The sequence below is a fragment of the Geobacillus sp. 47C-IIb genome, from assembly GCF_014679705.1.
GTDB classification, from domain to species: domain Bacteria; phylum Bacillota; class Bacilli; order Bacillales; family Anoxybacillaceae; genus Geobacillus; species Geobacillus thermodenitrificans.
In genome coordinates this window covers 198,172-212,662 of record NZ_CP061473.1, presented here as the reverse complement: position 1 = coordinate 212,662, position 14,491 = coordinate 198,172, and the positions used below count along the sequence as shown (strand labels likewise).

Here is a 14,491-nt window from a genome sequence, read left to right as displayed (position 1 = left end):
ATAATGGTAAACGAATTTCTCACTGTAGAAGGAGGAGGGGCATGAAACAAACGGTCGTCATTTTTCTCATTAGCGCTTTGATCGGTTTGGCTGGCGGTTATTCGTATTTTCAGTTGGGAGGAACGAAAGGAGAGACGAATGCGACGCAGGCAGGAAAACAAGAGACGGCTCAATCGTCCCAACCATCAGCTTCGACAGAGGATGGGAAGGGGGCGGGCAAGACAACAAACGCTAGTACGCAGGACGGGACTATCCTGCAACAAAAAGGTTGTCTCTCTTGCCACTCTGTTTCCAAGCTTAACTTGCAAGGAGGGACGACCGGTCCGGATTTATCGAACGCTTATCGAGAAGTCGAGGGCAAACACGGCAAGCCGATTGAAGAGTTTTTAAAAGCGCCGACGTCTGCGGTGATGTCTGGGGTGATCAAATCGAATCCGCTGACAGATGAGGAGCGGGCCGAAATTATTGCTCTCTTAAAAGAAGCATCCGAAAAGTAAGAAACGATGGGAGGAACGAGAGTGAAGAAAAAAGTGATTTCCGCGTTGTCAGGGTTGGCAGTTGGAGTGTTGGCGTCAACTGTCTTTTTCGGCAATTTTTCCACTCCTGATACCGTTTCGACTGCATCGGCCAAAACCGATGCGGAAAAAGTGTACGTTCCGTTTGGTGAAAAAGATGAATATTACTTGTTCGCCTCTGGTGGCCACTCGGGGCAAATGTTTATTTACGGGGTGCCGTCGATGCGGCGCATTCGCACGGTTCCTGTCTTTTCGCCCGATCCGGCGACCGGCTACGGCTGGGATACCCATTCGAAAAAAATGCTTGGCGGCTATACGTGGGGCGATTTGCATCATCCGGCTTTCTCGGAAACGAATGGAGAATATGACGGCAAGTATATGTTTGCGACCGATGTGGCGAACAGCCGGGCGGCAGTGATGGATTTGAAAACGTTTACGGTCAAAGACATGATCGAAGTCCCCAATACGAGCGGTCCGCACTGTGCCGCGTTTGTGACGGAGAATACCGAATACTTATTTTTGCCGACCCGATTTTCCGTTCCGCTCGGCCATCAGTACGCCTCGCTTGATGAGTATAGCGAAAAATACCGCGGTGTGATGAGTGCGGTCACGTTCGATGAAAAGGCGCAAAAGCTGCACATTGCCTATCAAGTTGCGTTGCCGCCGTGGTCGTACGATTTGTCCGATGCCGGGAAAAAAATCTCAAAAGATTGGGCCGTGCTGACAACGTACAATACGGAAGAAGCGACAACAAACTTGGAAATCAACGCGTCTCAAGAAGACCGCGACTTTATCGTGCTGTTTAACTGGAAAGAGCTTGAGAACATGGTGAAAGCGGGGAAATATGACAATGTCGGCGGTCAAAAAATGATCTTTCCGGAAAAGCATAAAGGGGGCATTTATTTAGTGCCGGTCGCCAAATCGCCGCATGGCGTCGACGTTACCCCAGACGGGAAATATTTCATCGCCTCCGGGAAGCTCGCCCCGTTGTTGACGGTATTTTCGTTTGAAAAGGCGTTTCAGGCGATTGAAAAGAAAGAGTTTGCCGGCGAGCGGAACGGCATCCCGATTTTGAAATACGAATCGGTGATGGAGCGGGAAGTCAATCCGGAAAACGCGCTTGGGCCGCTGCATACGCAGTTTGATGACAAAGGCATGGCGTATACGACGATGTTTATTTCGTCTGAAATTGTGAAATGGAATCCGGAAACCGGCGAAGTGCTTGACCGCGTTCCGGTTCAATATTCGCCGGGGCATGCCGTCGCGGCGGAAGGGGATACCGTATCTCCGGACGGCAAATATTTAGTGTCGCTCAACAAGTTGGCGAAAGACAGCTATTTATCGGTCGGGCCGTCCCACCCGGAATCGATGCAGCTCATTGACATTAGCGGTGACAAAATGAAAGTGATCCAATCGTCGCCGGTCGATCCGGAACCGCACTATGGGCAAATGATCAAGGCCGATAAAATTAAAACGGTTGAAGTGTACCCGAAAGAGAACAACAATCCAGACGCTGTGTACAACCAAAAAGACGCCCGCATCGTCCGGAAAGGAAATGAGGTGCACGTCTACGGCATCGCAATGCGTTCGAAGTTTATTTTTGATGCCAATGCGAAGCGGCCGGACGTCATTGAAGTGAATGAAGGAGATAAAGTTGTCATCCACCTGACGAACCTTGACTTTGATGAGGACATTACCCATGGTTTTGCCATCAACCAGTATAACTTGAATATGGAAATTCAGCCGGGACAAACGAACACGATCGAGTTTACCGCCAATAAGCCGGGAACGTACCCGTTGTATTGCACGAACTTCTGTTCAGCGCTGCACCAAGAAATGACCGGGTATTTGTTGGTAAAGCCGAAACAATAAACCGAGGGGGCGGACGCGCCCCCCTGACTAACAAAAGAGGTGTGAAGAAAATGGCTGCAGCGAAACTGTCTCCGTTGTCTGCCGTCTTTGTCGGCGCGGCCGGAGGATTGCTGCTTTTGTCTTTAGCGTTTCCTTGGTGGGGGATGGATTTCATCGCTCCGCAATATCCGGAAGGATTAGAGATTATCGTTTATCCGAATCGGCTTGAAGGGGATATCGACATTATTAACGGACTCAATCACTATATCGGCATGAAGCCGTTTAGTGAAGAGAGCTTTCCGGAACTTGGCTATTTGTCCTACATCGTGATCGCTATGGCCATAGCGGCATTCATCATCGCGTTCACGAGAAGCAAAAGAGGGCTGTACGTGTTCATCGCCGCCTTTCTCATTGGCGGGGCGCTCGGTCTTTACGATATTCATCGCTGGCTCGCTGACTTTGGAACGAATTTAAACGATAACGCCCCGATCGATATCGATCCGTTTGTGCCGCCGATTTTCGGAGAAAACCGGATCGCCAACTTTACGACGTTCAGCTATTTTGCGACCGGTGCGTATCTCGTCGGTGCCGCGTTCGTTTGCCTGCTCGTTCCGCTATGGAAGGAGAGAAAAACATGAAGCGATGGCTGCTCATTTCCTTGTTCATTTTTTTCTTTTTCGATGTTCCGAAAGAAGCGGCTGCCGGCCAGACGCTGCAGCAGCTGATTGACGCTGCTCCGGCTCACGGCACGATTCGCCTAACAGGCCAAACGTACATTGGCGATATTGTCATCGACAAACCGCTGACCATCATCGGCACAAAAGGCACGGTCATTCAAGGAAGCGGGCGCGGCAATGTGATTTCGATCAAAGCGCCGCATGTCACCATTACACATGTGACCGTCACGAACAGCGGAAAAAGCCGGAGCACGCAAGAGGAATACGCCGGCATCAAAGTTTATTCCGATTATAATACGCTAGAACACATAACGGTAAAACAATCGTTTCATGGCATTTACTTGAGTCAGGCGCATCATAACCGGATCGCCAATGTGCGAGTGATCGGCGAACAAAACGGGGAAATCGCTGGACAAGGAAATGGGCTGCATATTTATTATTCTAATTTTAATAAGCTCGAAAACAACACCATTGTCGGAACGAGGGATGGCATCTTTTTTGACTATGCGAACCATAACGTCGCGAAGGGAAACAAAGTGTCGCACACCCGTTACGGGCTTCATTACATGTATTCGGATGACAATGCGTTTTATGACAATACGTTTATGCTCAATAACGGCGGGGCGGCGATCATGAACTCGAACCGGATTATCTTGAAAAACAACTGCTTTTTATTCAATAAAGGAATGCGTTCGTTTGGGTTGTTGCTGCAAATGGCGAACGATAACCGAATCATTGACAATACGTTTTATCAAAACGAGCGGGGGCTGTATGTCGATCAGTCGAACGATAATTTTGTGCGACGAAACGTTTTTTTGCAAAATGAGATCGGTATTGAGCTTTGGGCGAGTTCACAGCGCCAAACGTTTACGGAAAACCGGCTTTGGAAAAATACGATTGCCGTTACGCGCCTTGGCGGCGAGGACAATAACAGCTGGGATTTTCGCGGCGTTGGCAATGATTGGGGCGACGAAGCGGCGTTGCTTGATTTGAACGAAGATGGGAAAGGAGATTCCCCGTTTCGCTATGCGTCTTCCTTTCATAAGTTAGCGGAAGAAAATGAACTGGCGTACTTGTTTTTATCGTCGCCAAGCTTAGGCGTCTATGAGGCCATCAACGAATGGCGGCAAGCAGGCGAAGTGATGGCGGTCGATCATGCGCCGCTTGTGAAAAAGAGCGCATCGGCTAGTTGGTGGTGGGGATTGCTTGGCTTTGGAGCCATCACGGTGATTGGTCTGCAAAGGAGGGGGAGGAGATGAGCTACATTTGGAAAGAATGGCTTGAGCTTTCGCGGGGGAAGGCGTTTTGGTTGTTTTTTCTGCTGGTTGTTGCCGCATCGCTTTCCGTGTTGATGAGCGCTAAGTCATTGCCGGCTGAGCATGGATTGACGATTTTTTTGCAGATGATGTTTGACATGAATGCATACATTGTGCCGCTTCTTTGTTTATTTTTTGCTTCTTTTTCCGTCATGCAGGAGAAGGAGCAGCGGACGATGGTGATGATTGTCGCAAAAAGTGGATCACCTTGGCAGTTTTTATGGAAAAAAAGCGCGGCGATCCAGCTCATTACGATGATGGTGTTTGTCGTCTGGTACTTCGTTTTGATTATTCCAGCCAAGTTTTGGTTTGTCTTTCATTTATCGTATTTTCTCTACTTTTTGCTCGCCACGGTGGTGCTCGTGTTCATTTTTAACCAAATCGGAATTGGGCTAGGGTTCGCGTGCAAGACGAAAATTCAATTGATTGGCGCCAATTTGTTTGCCGCATTCTTTTTCATTTATTTGTATGACTTTGTACTGCTTTATATTTTGCCGTCGGTGACGTATGACAATGTGCATGTGTTCTCATTGGTTTATTTTCTGCAGCCGCTTCATGCGCTCCGTTTTTACTTAGAGACGTCGCTCGGGATGTTCTCGCTTGATTATTTGTCACGGACGATGAAAAAATTTTTCTCCTTCCCTCCCGGCGCTCTTGTTGCGTTGAATATGTTCGTCTGGGGGCTTGGGGCATTGGCGGCATCGATGGTATGGAGTCGAAAGGGGGAAGAACGATGATTGAAGTGACAGGGTTGACGGTTTCCTACCGAAACAATAAAGTGCTTGATGACGTCGATCTTGTCATTCATAAAGGGGAGCGGTGTGCCTTAGTTGGGCGGAATGGCGCTGGCAAGTCGACATTGATTCATAGTTTGTTGAATTTGCTTCCGGCAGTGCGCGGAACGGTATATATTGATGGCATTGATCATCGGCGGCATGAGTGGAAAAAGAAAGTCGCTTATTTGCCGGAAAAGTTTCAGTTGTATCCCCAGTTAACGGGTGAGGAAAATGTTCGCTTTTTTGCCTCGTTGCATGGTGTGGTCGATGAACAGCGGATCGAAGACGTTTTGCACACCGTTCGGTTATGGGAAGCACGTCATATGAAAAGCAAACAGTATTCGAAAGGGATGCTGCAGCGGCTTGGGCTTGCCATTATGCTTTACTATGATGCTGACTTGCTGATTTTAGACGAGCCGACAAGCGGGCTCGATCCGTTAGGACGGGCGGAGGTGTTGATGATTTTACGCTCTTTGCCGAACAAAACGATATTGCTGTCGTCGCACCATATCGATGAAGTAAGGCAGCTTTGCACCCATGTCGCTTACTTGGAAAACGGGAAAATCACGAAATATCGAATCGAAGAATTTGAACTGAGCGCACTGATGGGGGGAGAATAAAGTGAAGCAACGATGGATGCTCGTTATGGCTGCTCTTCTCTTCTTGCTTGCCGGATGCCAAGGAAACGATTGGACCGTGTCGGTGAAAACGTCTCCCTTTTATAAGGAGGGGACAGCTTCTTCGTTTGCGATTGCCATTCAAAAGGATGGGAAGCCAGCCAGCGGGCTTGAAGTGACGGCGATATTTGAGATGGCGAATATGGATCATGGGCAAATCGTTGCCTCGTTGGAGGAGAAGGAAGACGGCCTTTATGAAGGGGATGTGCAGCTGCCGATGGAAGGGGAATGGGATGTTTTGTTGCAAATCAAAGACGGTAATGAGACGATCGAAAAGCTTGTTACACTAGAGGTGAAGCGGCAAGACGTAGCGGCGATGATCAATGGCATGGCGATTACGACGGCAGATGTCAAGTTTTATCAAACACGCTGGCAAATTGAGATCTCCTCGGCCATGGAGGCGGTCAAAAAGAAGTATCGGGGCGAAGAGCTCAACGAGCGGATCAGTTATTGGGAGCGGCAGCTGAATGAGACGGCTGAGCCTCGCTCCGCTGTTACCCGTCTCATTGAACTGCATTCGATGGCGCTGCTTGCTGAAGAAAAAGGCTATTCGGTAGATGAACCGGTCGTTGATCGTGAAGTAGAAAAAAGAAAGCGTCAATACGAAGGGAGCGAAACCGCTCGAACGCTCCTCCGCCAATACGGTGAATCGGCATTTTGGGAGCAAGAACGGCGATATGTCCGGCTTGTTTTGCTGGCGCAAAACGTGTGGAATGACATGGTGGAACAAGTCAAAAATGAGCATCCGGATGTAACGGAGGCGGAGATGCGTTTTTTAGCACAAAAGAAGTACGATGAATTGCTCGTTTCCCAAATCGACTCCTTGCACATTCAACTATATCTTTCCGAATTATAGTTCAGCAACATTGCCTGACGAAATGAAAGGCAATGTTTTTTTGTTGTTGGTGATGAATGATCATGACCGTTTTAAATGATATTTTTGATTAATATTGAGTGTTAATGAATGATTTTGATTGATTTTTTCTCTGTTTTCGCTTATGATAGGGATACAAGCGATATCGATCATCATGGGAGGTGGAAACGTGCTGACCGAAGAGCGCCACCGTCTCATTTTGGAACTTTTGGCGCAAAAAGAAATTGTCAAGCTGCAAGAGCTCGTGGAGGCGACCGGTTCTTCCGAGTCGACGATTCGTCGCGATTTGACGCAGCTTGAAAAAGAAAAAAAGCTGCGCCGCGTGCACGGTGGAGCAGCCTTGTTGCAACAAAAACGTGAAGAGTTAAGCGTGTCGGAAAAATCGCTGAAGTATATAGAAGAAAAGCAGCGAATCGCCGCTTATGCGGCCAGTTTGGTACAAAAAGGAAACTGTATTTATTTGGATGCAGGAACGACAACGTGGGAAATGATTCCGCACTTGGCTGACAAAGAGGTCACTGTTGTCACGAATGGTGTGATGCATGTGGAACGGTTGCTTGAACATAACGTAACGACGTACTTAGTCGGCGGCATGATTAAGCCAAAGACGAAAGCGTTGATTGGGCGAGGGGCCATCGAGTCGCTGCGGCAGTACCGCTTTGACCAATGCTTTATCGGTGCTAACGGTGTTCATGACGAGTATGGCTACACGACGCCGGATCCGGAAGAGGCGCTCATCAAATATACGGCAATGCAGTTGGCGCAACGCGCGTATGTGCTTGCGGATCATTCGAAACTCAATGAGAGCGCGTTTGCCAAAATTGCTGATTTAAACGAGGCTGTGTTGATTACTGATGAGTTGGATGAAGAGTGGCAAGAACGATATGAAGCAAAAACGATTGTCGAGGTTGTTCGCGTATGATTTACACATGTACGTTTAATCCATCTGTTGACTATGTGGTTCATGTTGATGAATTGCGTGTCGGCGAACTGAACCGTGCGCTGAAAACGTTGACATTCCCAGGAGGGAAAGGAATTAACGTGTCGCGAGTGCTCAAACGTCTCGGTGTCGACAGCACGGCGCTCGGGTTTGCCGGCGGATTTACGGGACAGTTTATTGAAACGGAATTGCAAAAAGAAGGCATTCGCTGTGATTTTGTCCACGTCTCCGGCCAGACGCGCATTAATGTAAAGTTGAAAGCCAAGCAAGAGACGGAAATTAACGGTCAAGGTCCGACCATCGCTAGCGAAGATGCCGCGCAGCTGATGGCGAAAATCGAGACGCTTTCGACTGGTGATGTCCTCGTGTTGGCGGGAAGCGTACCGTCATCACTGCCGGCGGATGTATATGAGCAGATGGCAGCGGAGACAGCGAAACGGAAAGCCCGCCTTGTCGTCGATACGAGCGGTCCGGCGCTCCGAACGCTGCTCGCTTGCCGGCCGTTTCTTATCAAGCCGAACCATCATGAGCTCGCTGAGCTGTTTGACACCTCTAAGCTTACGAAAGAAGAAATCGTCATCTATGGCCGTTGTTTGACCGAGATGGGAATTCGCCATGTCATCGTGTCGATGGGCGGTGACGGAGCGTTTTATTTCGGCAAGGAAGTCGCGCTGTTTGCCGAAGCGCCGCAAGGAACGGTGAGAAACTCGGTCGGAGCGGGCGATTCAATGGTCGCTGGCTTTTTGGCCGCCCAAGAGAGCGGGAAATCGATCGAAGAAGCGTTCGCTTACAGCGTGGCGGCTGGAAGTGCGACGGCGTTTTCCGAAGATTTATGCACGAAAGAAGAAGTGGAAGCACTCGTCGACCGCATTCGCGTCATACGTTTATAAACGGAAATAAAGGGGGATCGCCAAAATGAACATCACCGATTTGTTGACAAAAGAAACAATCATTCTTGCACTTCGAGCGCAGACAAAGAACGAAGTGATTGATGAATTGGCCGCCAAGCTCGCTGAGGTGGGAGCAGTCAGCGATGTCGAGGCGTTCAAACAAGCGATCTGGGCGCGTGAAAAGCAAAGCACGACCGGCGTCGGAGAGGGCATTGCCATTCCGCATGCCAAAACGGCGGCGGTCAAGCGCCCGGCCGTGGCATTCGGCCGTTCAGCGGAAGGCATTGATTACGAATCGCTCGATGGCAAGCCGAGCCATTTGTTTTTCATGATTGCCGCCCCCGAAGGTGGGGAGCAAACGCATTTGCAGGCGTTGGCTCGGTTGTCTTCGATGTTGATGGACGCGTCGTTCCGCGCTGCTCTTGAAAACGCTTCAAATGAAGAGGAAATCGTCCGTTTGTTGGCGGCAAAAGAGAGCGAAGAGGAAGAGCCATCGCTAGGGACAGCGTCAGCTGACAACGGACGGAAAGTGCTCGCCGTTACCGCCTGCCCGACCGGGATTGCCCATACGTATATGGCTGCTGATGCACTGAAAGCAAAAGCAGCGGAAATGGGTGTGATGATAAAAGTAGAAACCAATGGATCTGATGGGGTGAAAAATGCTCTCACCGCACAGGAGATTGAAGATGCTGCGGCGATTATTGTCGCGGCTGATAAACAAGTCGAAATGGATCGCTTCGATGGCAAACATGTGATCCAAGTACCGGTCGCCCAAGCGATTCGCCAGCCGGAAACGCTCATTGAGCAAGCGCTGCGCCAAGATGCGCCAATTTACCGAGCGAGCGGTGCTCCGCAGGGCGGCGCGGGGGCGGCAAAACCGCGCACTGGCTTTTATAAACATTTGATGAACGGCGTTTCGAATATGCTTCCATTCGTCGTCGGTGGCGGGATTTTGATCGCGCTCTCCTTCACTTTCGGCATTAAGGCGTTTGACCCGAACGACCCGTCGTACCATCCATTTGCTAAAGCATTGATGGACATCGGCGGCGGCAATGCATTTGCCTTAATGATTCCTGTGCTTGCTGCGTTTATCGCGATGAGCATTGCCGATCGGCCAGGATTTGCGCCAGGGATGGTCGGCGGCTTTATGGCAGCCAACGGCGGCGCTGGTTTCCTCGGCGGATTGATCGCTGGCTTTTTGGCCGGGTATTTGGTCGTCGGACTGCGGAAATTATTCAGCCGCTTGCCGCAATCGTTAGAAGGAATTAAACCGGTGTTATTGTATCCGTTGTTCGGCATTTTCTTGACCGGTATCATTATGATGTATATTGTCATCGATCCAGTGAAAGCGTTGAATGAAGGGTTGAAACATTGGCTTTCCGGCATGGGGACGGCGAACTTATTGCTGCTTGGCGCGGTGTTAGGCGGCATGATGGCGGTTGATATGGGCGGCCCGATTAACAAAGCGGCGTTTACGTTCGGAATCGCCATGATCGATGCTGGCAACTATGCGCCGCATGCGGCCATTATGGCTGGCGGGATGGTGCCGCCGCTCGGGTTGGCGCTGGCGACGACGTTCTTTAAAAAGAAATTTACGAAAGCCGAACGCGAGGCTGGCAAAACGTGCTATATTATGGGCGCTTCGTTCATTACGGAAGGAGCGATTCCATTTGCGGCAGCTGATCCGATGCGGGTGATTCCGTCGATTATCGTCGGCTCGGCTGTAGCTGGGGCGTTGACGATGTTGTTTGGCATCGGCCTTCCGGCGCCGCACGGCGGCATTTTCGTCATTCCAATTGTCAAAGGAAGCGCATGGCTGTACATCCTCGCTATTTTGATCGGCTCGGCCGTGACAGCCCTGATGGTAGGGTTGTGGAAAAAAGAAGTGAAAGAATAAGAGAAAAAGCGTTCCGCGGGCAGCGGAGCGCTTTTTTCTTTGCCTCAGTTGCGGACGTTCATTGCTCGTTTCCGTCGGATTCAGCATGCCCATATTCACGCTTAGCGGCTAGTTGAGCAGCGATGTCCATCACCTCGCCGAGCTTCAGGCAAAGCAGGCGGCTGTCATCCAATCCGCGCCGCCGCCACTCGGCCCATAAGCGGTCGAGCGCTTCTTTTGGTGTATCGTCGGCGAGCCGGAAGGCACCGTAATGCATTGGAACAAACAAACGGGCGCGGCAATCTAAAAACGCCTGCACCGCTTCTTCCGGTGTTGTGTGCTGCGGCCCCATGAACCATTCTGGCTCATACGCACCGATCGGCAGGAGAGCATAGTCGATCAAAAAGCGTTCACCGATGTCGCGAAAACCGCGGAAATAGCCGCTGTCGCCAGCGAAATAAACCGTCGGGGCGCCGTTGGCTTCGATGACCCATCCGCCCCAGTGTGATGTATTCATATCCCAAAGCGTCCGCCGCGTCCAATGTTGAGCAGGAACAAATGTTAGCGATACGTTGCGAAAAGTAGTTGTTTCCCACCATGACAGTTCAGTGACATGACGGTAGCCACGCCGGTGGAACAGGCGGCTGAGGCCGGCCGGAACGAATATATGCGGGTCACCGGGCAATCGGCGAAGGCTGCTGAAATGCAAATGGTCGTAATGGCCATGGGAGATTAAAACGGCGTCAACGGGTGGCATCTCTTCAAGAGGCACGCCTGGGGCCGACAGGCGTTTGGCCGTTCCCATCCGCTTCGCCCAGACGGGGTCGGTGACGATTGTGATGCCGTTTACTTGCACGACGAACGTCGAATGGCCGATCCAACAAAGCTGCGGTCGTCCGTTCGGCTGATGAAGCCGGTCCCATTGCGGCGGCACGGCGTGCGGTACGACATAGGACAAGTCTTTTCGCTTTTGCTTCCGTTCTCGCTGCCAGCGGCGAAAATCGGCCCACGTTTTTTGCATGGATACGTTATCTAAATTTTCATACCGTTTCGGCATCGTTTTTCTCTCCTTGCTCGTTTTGCGCTATAATTAGAGTAGCAAACATTTCTTTCCGGTACAAAATCTTTGTTCAGGTGGTGGAATCGATGCTTCGTTCCTTTACGATCCGCACGGCGAAGCGGGATGAAATGATTGATATTACCTCATTTGTCGAGGAGACGGTGCGCCTGTCTAAGGTAGAAGAGGGGATGGCTGTCGTCTATTGTTCGCACACGACGGCAGGAATCACGATTAATGAAAACGCGGACCCCGATGTTAAACGCGACATGATGCGCCGTTTTGATGAAACGTATCCGTGGGAGCACCCACTTGACCGTCATATGGAAGGGAACACAGCCGCTCATATGAAAGCAAGCACCGTCGGAGCGTCGCAGCACGTCATTATTCACGAAGGTCGGCTGCTGCTTGGGCGCTGGCAAGGCATTTATTTTTGCGAGTATGACGGACCACGTCAGCGCACCGTTTACATCAAAGTGCTCGAGGGATAGATAACCATAATTATATTATGTAAACTTAATTAAAAATCACCGCATAACAGAAATCATCAGAAGAGGATGAAAAACCCGGGTGAACGTCTCCCGGGTTTTTCTCATCGAAGTTAGCCGCTAGGAAGCCATTGGCGTGCTCATGCCAGCGTTGTTAAAATGAGCGGCCCGTCTTTCGTAATGGCGATCGTATGTTCATATTGCGCTGAGTACGAGCCGTCAATGGTTCGCGCCGTCCAACCGTTCGCGTCCATTTTGCTTTGCCAAGCCCCCATGTTGACCATCGGTTCGATCGTAATGACCATTCCTTCTTTTAAGCGCATCCCTTTTCCTTTTTCGCCAAAATGGGGAATGTACGGCTCTTCATGAATTTTCGGCCCGATGCCGTGCCCGGTGAAATCGCGGACGACGGAAAACCCGTGCGATTCGACGTACGTTTGAATGGCATGGCCGATATCGCCGATCCGGTTGCCAAGAACCGCTTGTTCAATCCCTTTATATAGCGACTGCTCGGTGACATGAAGCAAAGTTTGCACGTCTTCGTCGATATCGCCGATGGCGTACGTCCAAGCGGAATCGGCGAGCGCTCCGCGCCAATTGACGACAAAATCGATGGTGACGATATCCCCTTCCTTAAGCGGTTCTTTGCGCGGAAACCCGTGGCAAATTTCATCGTTTACCGAAGCACATGTGGCATATGGATAGCCGCGGTATCCTTTTTGTTCCGGCTTGGCGCCGTATTTGGCCAAAAACGTTTCCACGAACCGGTCGATCTCCATAGTAGTTACCCCCGGTCCGATGCGTTTGGCGATTTCTTGATGGCAGGCAGCGAGCAGCTTCCCTGCCTCGCGCATCAATTGAATTTCCCGTTCTGTTTTGACGTGAATCATCCCAACGTCTCCTTTTCTCTCGATGTGTTTCCACTCCTATAGTATTGTAACAAAAACAACGGCGGTGATAAACCACGATGAAATGAACAGAGAATGGATGAAAAGGATGCCTGAAAAATGAGGCATCCTTTTTGGACGATAGAAGTTGTGATCATCCTTTTGTTGTTTTGCTTTCAAACGAAAAAGGAGAGCGCTAACAATCCGGACAGTTATGTTTACAGTACGGCAAACAGCTGTTTTTCCTTATCAGAAATTCGAGAAGAGGACAGGGACGAAGCGAGCGGCAAATAAATCGATACGGTCGTCCCCCTATGTATTTCGCTTTCGATTCGAATGGTGCCGTTCATCGATTCAATGATGCGGTATACAACCATCATTCCAAGACCGGTGCCTTTTACCCCTTTGGTCGTAAAGTATGGCTCGCCAAGCCGTTCAAGCTGTTCTTTCGTCATGCCGACGCCAGTGTCGGCAATGCGGATGAGCACGCGCCCATCGTCGATCGAGACGTATACTTGCAACGTTCCGCCGTTTGGCATCGCTTCGATGGCGTTTTTCATGACATTGAGCAAACATTGGCGGAATTTTTCACGTTCGCCCATGACAGAGAAAGGGGACAGCGTCGTTTTGATATCAACACAACTCATATTAGCCAACGGACGAATGATGTCAATGACTCGTTCAATCTCCAGCTTGACGTTCAGTTTTTCTGGCGTTTCCGGCGCGGGTTTTGCGAAGGTCAAATAATCGGTAATGATCGCCTCGGCCCGGTCGAGCTCTTCCATAGCAATGCGTGCATATTGGCGTCGTTTATCGGCGGCGAGCGGCTGTTCTTCAATCAGTTGGATAAACCCGCGTGCCGCAGTGAGTGGATTGCGGATTTCATGAGAGATTGAGGCCGCCAAATGGGTGACCGCTTCCATTTTCTCAGCACGAATGATCCGCTTGCGCAGCGCAATATTGTGGCGCGCCATCTCTCGAAAAGCGCAGACGATGAACATGCTCGCTGGTTGCACAAGCAAAAACATGAGTGACACTGAAAGCGGGGGGAGAGCAGAGGGCGCCATCCCTCCCGTCAGAGCGACCGTCAACAGGCCAGAACCGAAGCTGAGCGTTGTGGTGAGCAATATTCGTTGCTTGGTTGGCAACCGCTCAAACTTTTTGGTCAGTAAACTGCTTGCTACTGCAATGACGATGGAAACGATGGCAGTGATAAAGATGCCGATTCCTCCAAATAAAGTTCGGTAAGTGATGGTGACGATCGCTAAGCACGCTGCCGCCCCCGTCCCGCCATACAAGCTGCCGAGCCAAAGCGGAATTTGCCGCAAATCAAAAATATAGCTGTTTCCCGTGCCGACGGGGAGAGTGATGCATAAGACGATCACGATCGCGTAGCAGACGGTTGGCAAATAAAGGCGGAGGCGTTTTGGTCCCTTTTCTTGCTCTGTCCAAAACGGAACGAGAAATACCGGTAGGAGAATAAAAAATAAGTTGAGCAAAAAATCTTTGAAAATACTAAGCATCGCGACACCCTCTTTCCCATCGTCAGCTGCATAGCGCGAATTCCTACAAAAACTGCGAATATATTACATTGTAACCGGAAAATGCGCGAGATGTTAAGGTAGAATCCATAGCCTTTTTTTGATATAAATCTTGTTTTTTCGACA

The 14,491-nt window shown here is 50.2% G+C and carries 14 protein-coding genes; 11 read left to right on the top strand and 3 right to left on the bottom strand.

All coding sequences use genetic code 11. The annotated features are described in order from the left end of the window. Positions 1-41: 41 nt before the first annotated feature. The 10 genes from IC804_RS01070 to IC804_RS01025 all read left to right on the top strand — a co-directional run bounded on the left by IC804_RS01070 (position 42) and on the right by IC804_RS01025 (position 10,413). Entirely contained in the window at positions 42-497 is a 456-nt protein-coding gene (locus tag IC804_RS01070) for a c-type cytochrome (protein ID WP_033010814.1), read from the top strand. 21 nt (positions 498-518) lie between these two features. After that, a complete protein-coding gene (gene nosZ, locus IC804_RS01065; RefSeq protein WP_081157156.1) occupies positions 519-2,387 on the top strand; it encodes a Sec-dependent nitrous-oxide reductase in 1,869 nt (622 codons plus the stop codon). A gap of 50 nt (positions 2,388-2,437) precedes the next feature. After that, positions 2,438-3,004 (top strand): hypothetical protein, encoded by a 567-nt coding sequence (locus tag IC804_RS01060; protein ID WP_042382788.1) that lies wholly within the window; start codon positions 2,438-2,440, stop codon positions 3,002-3,004. Continuing rightward, positions 3,001-4,302, top strand: coding sequence for a nitrous oxide reductase family maturation protein NosD (locus IC804_RS01055; protein ID WP_081157155.1), 1,302 nt, complete (start codon positions 3,001-3,003; stop codon positions 4,300-4,302). The genes IC804_RS01060 and IC804_RS01055 overlap by 4 nt, the downstream gene beginning before the upstream one ends. Then, positions 4,299-5,096 carry an ABC-2 transporter permease gene (locus IC804_RS01050; RefSeq protein WP_081157154.1) on the top strand — a complete coding sequence of 266 codons (798 nt, stop codon included), beginning with the start codon at positions 4,299-4,301 and terminating at the stop codon, positions 5,094-5,096. Before IC804_RS01055 ends, IC804_RS01050 begins: the two co-directional genes overlap by 4 nt. Next, complete coding sequence (locus IC804_RS01045; RefSeq protein WP_008880111.1) at positions 5,093-5,755, top strand: ABC transporter ATP-binding protein; 663 nt, start codon at positions 5,093-5,095, stop codon at positions 5,753-5,755. The genes IC804_RS01050 and IC804_RS01045 overlap by 4 nt, the downstream gene beginning before the upstream one ends. Before the next feature lies 1 nt (position 5,756). After that, positions 5,757-6,668 (top strand): FixH family protein, encoded by a 912-nt coding sequence (locus IC804_RS01040; protein ID WP_100660466.1) that lies wholly within the window; start codon positions 5,757-5,759, stop codon positions 6,666-6,668. 187 nt (positions 6,669-6,855) lie between these two features. Further along, a complete protein-coding gene (locus tag IC804_RS01035) occupies positions 6,856-7,608 on the top strand; it encodes a DeoR/GlpR family DNA-binding transcription regulator (RefSeq protein ID WP_060475881.1) in 753 nt (250 codons plus the stop codon). Continuing rightward, a complete protein-coding gene (pfkB, locus tag IC804_RS01030) occupies positions 7,605-8,516 on the top strand; it encodes a 1-phosphofructokinase (protein ID WP_011887496.1) in 912 nt (303 codons plus the stop codon). The genes IC804_RS01035 and pfkB overlap by 4 nt, the downstream gene beginning before the upstream one ends. A gap of 25 nt (positions 8,517-8,541) precedes the next feature. Continuing rightward, on the top strand, positions 8,542-10,413 hold the full coding sequence (locus tag IC804_RS01025) for a PTS fructose transporter subunit IIABC (RefSeq protein WP_081157153.1): 1,872 nt from the start codon (positions 8,542-8,544) through the stop codon (positions 10,411-10,413). Positions 10,414-10,471: 58 nt separating this feature from the next. Here the strand turns inward: IC804_RS01025 and IC804_RS01020 are convergent, their stop codons facing one another. Then, entirely contained in the window at positions 10,472-11,449 is a 978-nt protein-coding gene (locus IC804_RS01020) for an MBL fold metallo-hydrolase (RefSeq protein WP_008880117.1), read from the bottom strand. Positions 11,450-11,538: 89 nt separating this feature from the next. On the opposite strand from IC804_RS01020, the gene IC804_RS01015 reads away from it, so the two are divergent. Then, positions 11,539-11,940, top strand: coding sequence for a secondary thiamine-phosphate synthase enzyme YjbQ (locus IC804_RS01015; protein ID WP_081157152.1), 402 nt, complete (start codon positions 11,539-11,541; stop codon positions 11,938-11,940). 137 nt (positions 11,941-12,077) lie between these two features. Here the strand turns inward: IC804_RS01015 and map are convergent, their stop codons facing one another. Together map and IC804_RS01005 are read right to left on the bottom strand one after the other, a co-directional pair. Beyond that, positions 12,078-12,827, bottom strand: coding sequence for a type I methionyl aminopeptidase (map, locus tag IC804_RS01010; protein ID WP_008880119.1), 750 nt, complete (start codon positions 12,825-12,827; stop codon positions 12,078-12,080). Positions 12,828-13,042: 215 nt separating this feature from the next. Beyond that, positions 13,043-14,347: an ATP-binding protein gene (locus tag IC804_RS01005; RefSeq protein WP_081157151.1), complete on the bottom strand. Its 1,305-nt coding sequence runs from the start codon at positions 14,345-14,347 to the stop codon at positions 13,043-13,045. Positions 14,348-14,491: the final 144 nt, after the last annotated feature.

Bases quoted from the DNA above. Each gene is read 5' to 3' on its own strand.
- pfkB (WP_011887496.1), top strand. From the start codon at position 7,605: ATGATTTACACATGTACGTTTAATCCATCTGTTGACTATGTGGTTCAT.
- IC804_RS01050 (WP_081157154.1), top strand. From the start codon at position 4,299: ATGAGCTACATTTGGAAAGAATGGCTTGAGCTTTCGCGGGGGAAGGCG.
- IC804_RS01070 (WP_033010814.1), top strand. From the start codon at position 42: ATGAAACAAACGGTCGTCATTTTTCTCATTAGCGCTTTGATCGGTTTG.
- IC804_RS01020 (WP_008880117.1), bottom strand. From the start codon at position 11,449: ATGCCGAAACGGTATGAAAATTTAGATAACGTATCCATGCAAAAAACG.
- IC804_RS01055 (WP_081157155.1), top strand. From the start codon at position 3,001: ATGAAGCGATGGCTGCTCATTTCCTTGTTCATTTTTTTCTTTTTCGAT.
- map (WP_008880119.1), bottom strand. From the start codon at position 12,827: ATGATTCACGTCAAAACAGAACGGGAAATTCAATTGATGCGCGAGGCA.
- IC804_RS01045 (WP_008880111.1), top strand. From the start codon at position 5,093: ATGATTGAAGTGACAGGGTTGACGGTTTCCTACCGAAACAATAAAGTG.
- IC804_RS01060 (WP_042382788.1), top strand. From the start codon at position 2,438: ATGGCTGCAGCGAAACTGTCTCCGTTGTCTGCCGTCTTTGTCGGCGCG.
- IC804_RS01025 (WP_081157153.1), top strand. From the start codon at position 8,542: ATGAACATCACCGATTTGTTGACAAAAGAAACAATCATTCTTGCACTT.
- IC804_RS01015 (WP_081157152.1), top strand. From the start codon at position 11,539: ATGCTTCGTTCCTTTACGATCCGCACGGCGAAGCGGGATGAAATGATT.
- IC804_RS01005 (WP_081157151.1), bottom strand. From the start codon at position 14,347: ATGCTTAGTATTTTCAAAGATTTTTTGCTCAACTTATTTTTTATTCTC.